Here is a 4,131-nt window from a genome sequence, read left to right on the forward strand (position 1 = left end):
AGCCGGGGCATTGCGGCGATTCGCGGACTCCCGGCCGGGCCGGGCATGGTGCGGCCGCCGGGCCCGCCGCGGCGGCGCACCCTGCCGCCCGGCCCCGACCTCAACGCAGGCTCGGCGCATCGGTTGACGTGTCCGGTCCTGAACCGAGCGCAGACGGCTTCATGGAAGTTGGCGCAACCTTCTGTTACAACGCGGTTTGCCGCATCTGGCCACCTGAAAGGCCGAGGAGAACGTCATGACATTCCGCCTGTTCCCGCTGCTCGTCGCCCTGGGTCTGGCCGTCGTCGCCAGCAATGCCGGCGCCGACACCTTGCTGATGGAACGCACCCAGAAGGAATCCAGCATGTCCATGCCCACGCGCGGCATGAGCATGGCCCAGGTCGAGAGCCGCTACGGCGCGCCGCTCGCGAAGCTCGATCCGCGCGGCGGCGGCAAGCCGCAGCATCCGGTCATCAATCGCTGGGAATACGACAACTTCATCGTCTACTTCGAGCGCAGCCACGTCATCGATTCGGTGGCCAAGCGCGCCGGCAGCACCGAGATCGGCCCCAAGTCCAGGCATTGAACGCCGCCGCCGGCGCTCCGGTGCGCGCCGGCGCAGCTCCCGCCAAGCCCTTGTCCGACAACGGCTTGGTCCGCGCCCCCTGCTCCGCTATGCTGCGCGATTCCGCGACGCGCCGGAGCCGATGCCGACGCGCCGCGCATGTCCTGATCTGGAAGGAATGCCCTGGTGACGTCCACTACCGCATTGCGCCTGCCTGCCGAGTGGGAGGCGCAGTCCGCCGTTCTGCTGGCCTGGCCCCATGCCGACACCGACTGGGCCGAGCGCCTGGCCGATGTCGAAACGACCTATACGGCACTGATCACGGCGATCACGCGCTTCGAGACCGCGATCGTCTGCGTCGCCGACGCGACGGTGCGTGCGCGCGCCGAAAACCTGCTGCGTGAAGCCGGCGCCGATGCGGCGCGACTGCGCTTCATCGAGATCGAATACGACGACACCTGGCTGCGCGACTCGGGCCCGATCACCCTGTTCGACGGCAAGCACTACCAGCTGACCGACTTCCGCTTCACCGGCTGGGGCGGCAAGTTCGAAGCCGGCCGCGACGACCGCCTCGTGCAGGGACTGATCGCGCGCGGCCTGTTCGTGCCGGCCGCGCACCGGCGCATCGACTGGGCGCTGGAAGGCGGCGGCATCGAATCCGACGGCGCCGGCACGATACTGACGACCTGGAAATGCCTGAGCCAGCGCCATCCGCAGCTCAGCCGCGCGCAGATGGCCCGGGCGCTGACCGACGGCCTCGAAGCACGCCGCATTCTCTGGCTCGACCGCGGCTATCTCGAAGGCGACGACACCGACGCGCACATCGACACGCTCGCGCGCTTCGCGCCGGACGACGCCATCGTCTATCAGGGATGCGACGATCCGGACGACGTGCACTACGCCGAGCTCAATGCGATGGCCGAAGAGCTCGCCGCGCTGCGCACGGCCGACGGCAAGCCTTACCGCCTGCACGCGCTGCCCTGGGCGAAGCCGATACGCGACGACGGCCGCCGCCTCGCGGCCTCGTACGCGAACTACCTGATCGTCAACGGCGCGGTGCTGATTCCGGGCTACGGCGATCCGGCCGATGCGGAGGCCGCGCGTGTCATCGCCGCGGCGCATCCGGGCCGCACCATTGTGCAGATCCCGTGCCGCCCCCTTATCTGGCAGAACGGCAGCCTCCACTGCGTGACCATGCAGCTGCCCAAAGGAGTCGTCGCATGAAATCGCAGACCTTGCGCGTGGCGCTGCTGCAGGAAACCGACCGTGGCAGCGTCGCCGCGAATCTCGACGCCGTCGAAGCCGGCCTGCGCGAAGCGGCCGCGGCCGGCGCGCAGCTCGTGCTGCTGCAGGAGCTGCACAATGGGCCGTATTTCTGCCAGCACGAAAGCATCGACGAGTTCGACCGCGCCGAAGCGATTCCCGGTCCGTCGACCGAGCGCATCGGCGCGCTGGCCGAGCAACTGAAGCTCGTCGTCGTCGCGTCGCTGTTCGAGCGCCGCGCGGCCGGTCTGTACCACAACACCGCCGTCGTGTTCGACCGTTCGCGCGCGATCGCCGGGCGCTATCGCAAGATGCACATTCCCGACGATCCGGCGTTCTACGAAAAGTTCTATTTCACGCCGGGCGATCTCGGCTTCGAGCCGGTGCAGACCTCGGTCGGCCGTCTCGGCGTGCTGGTCTGCTGGGACCAGTGGTATCCCGAAGGTGCGCGCCTGATGGCGCTGGCCGGCGCGGAACTGCTGCTATACCCGACCGCGATCGGCTGGGATCCGCAGGACGAGGCGGCCGAGAAGCAGCGCCAGCGCGAAGCCTGGATCACCGTGCAGCGCGGCCACGCGGTCGCCAACGGCATTCCGCTGCTGGCCTGCAACCGCACCGGCTTCGAGGCGGCGCCCGACGGCGGCCGCGGCATCCAGTTCTGGGGCACGAGCTTCGTCGCCGGACCGCAGGGCGAGTTCCTCGCGCAGGCCGGCAGCGACGCGCGCGAGCTGCTCGTCGCCGACATCGATCTGAAGCGCAGCGAGCAGGTGCGCCGCATCTGGCCGTTCCTGCGCGACCGCCGCATCGACGCGTACGGCGATCTGCTGCGCCGCTTCCGCGACTGAGGCCCGGCACGCGCCGAAACACCGACGCGGCGAGGCCACGCTCCCGCCGCCTTCCTCCACTCTTTCGACCACGATTCGCGGCGCTCGCACCATCCCTTGACCCGGGAACGCGCAGGCGTCAAAACGATTCCGACGTTCCGACACCGCCTCCTTCATGACGACCGAAGACCCCCGCCCGGAAGATTTCGGGCCGCCCGACCCGCTGCAGGACCAGCCGATACGCCGCGTGACGCTGAACGACACCGAGTTCGTCCTGCTCGGCACGGCGCACGTTTCGCGCGCGAGCGTCGCCGCCGTGCAGGCGCTGATCGAGCGCGAGCCGTTCGACGCGGTCGCCGTGGAGCTCGACACGAACCGCCACGCGTCGATGCGCGATCCGGAACTGTTGCGAAAAATGGATTTGTTCCAGGTCATCCGCCAGGGCAAGGCCGGTCTCGTCGCGGCCAATCTGGCCCTGTCGGCGTTCCAGCGCCGTCTCGCCGAGCAATACGGCATCGAGGCCGGCGCCGAGCTCAAGGCCGCGTTCGAGGCGGCCGAGGCGCGCGCCATTCCGGTCTGGCTGATCGACCGCGACATCGGCGTCACGCTCAAGCGCGCCTACCGCAGCGTCGGCTTCTGGGACCGCATGGGCATACTCAGCGGCCTCGGTGCGAGCGTGCTGTCCAGCGAGGAAATCGGCGAACAGGACATCGAGAAGCTCAAGCGCGGCGACATGCTCGAAAGCGCGTTCTCGGAGTTCGCGAAGGAGTCCGAGCCGCTGTACCGCAGCCTGATCGCCGAACGCGACAGCTACATGGCCGCGCGCCTGCGCGAGGAGCAGATCAAGACGCCGGTGCGGCGCGTGCTCGCCGTCGTCGGCGCCGGCCACCTGGGCGGGCTCGAGCGCGAACTAGCCGAACAGAAGACGCCGCCCGTCGCGCTGCGCGCGACCCTGGACACCGTGCCGCCGGGCGCGCGCTGGCCGAAATGGCTCGCGCTGGGCCTGTTCGCCGCGATCGCCGTCGCCGTCGTGCTGCTGTTCAAGCGCGACGCCGCGCTCGGCACCGACGCGCTGCGCGACTGGATCCTCTGGACCGGCGGCCTGGCCGGCCTCGGCGCGCTGCTCGGCGGCGGCCATCCGCTGTCGGTGCTCGCCGCGGCCGTCGTCGCGCCGCTGAAACCGTTCCGGCCCGGCATTCCGCCGGGCGTGGCCAGCGCCGGCGTCGAGGTCTGGCTGCGCAAGCCGCGCGTCGCCGATTTCGACAGCCTGCGCCACGACGTCAGCGTCTGGACCGGCTGGTGGAAAAATCGCATTTCGCGCACCTTGCTGGTTTTTCTGCTGACCAATTTCGGCGGCATGATCGGCGTCTGGCTCGCCGGATTCCGCATTCTCAAGAGCCTGACTTGAGCACGCATCGGACAGGCGCCGGCGCCACGCCGGTCGTTGCCCGCGATGCGGCCCGGCGAGCCGCCGCCGGCTCGCGCCGCGAAACCGCCGGC

At 69.8% G+C, this 4,131-nt stretch carries 4 protein-coding genes; all 4 read left to right on the forward strand.

Features of this window, described 5'->3' with window-relative positions:
- Positions 1-235 precede the first annotated feature (235 nt).
- The 4 genes from NON22_RS21035 (at position 236) to NON22_RS21050 (ending at position 4,039) form a co-directional block, all read left to right on the forward strand.
- The gene (locus NON22_RS21035; RefSeq protein WP_257388943.1) at positions 236-565 is read left to right on the forward strand and encodes a hypothetical protein; all 330 of its coding nucleotides are present in this window, start codon (positions 236-238) and stop codon (positions 563-565) included.
- Between the two features lie 165 nt (positions 566-730).
- Positions 731-1,768 (forward strand): agmatine deiminase family protein, encoded by a 1,038-nt coding sequence (locus tag NON22_RS21040; RefSeq protein ID WP_257388944.1) that lies wholly within the window; start codon positions 731-733, stop codon positions 1,766-1,768.
- Positions 1,765-2,652: a carbon-nitrogen hydrolase gene (locus tag NON22_RS21045; RefSeq protein WP_257388946.1), complete on the forward strand. Its 888-nt coding sequence runs from the start codon at positions 1,765-1,767 to the stop codon at positions 2,650-2,652. The genes NON22_RS21040 and NON22_RS21045 overlap by 4 nt, the downstream gene beginning before the upstream one ends.
- Before the next feature lie 154 nt (positions 2,653-2,806).
- Positions 2,807-4,039, forward strand: coding sequence for a TraB/GumN family protein (locus tag NON22_RS21050; protein ID WP_257388947.1), 1,233 nt, complete (start codon positions 2,807-2,809; stop codon positions 4,037-4,039).
- Positions 4,040-4,131 lie beyond the last annotated feature (92 nt).

The sequence above is a fragment of the Tahibacter caeni genome (assembly GCF_024609805.1).
Classification (GTDB): domain Bacteria; phylum Pseudomonadota; class Gammaproteobacteria; order Xanthomonadales; family Rhodanobacteraceae; genus Tahibacter; species Tahibacter caeni.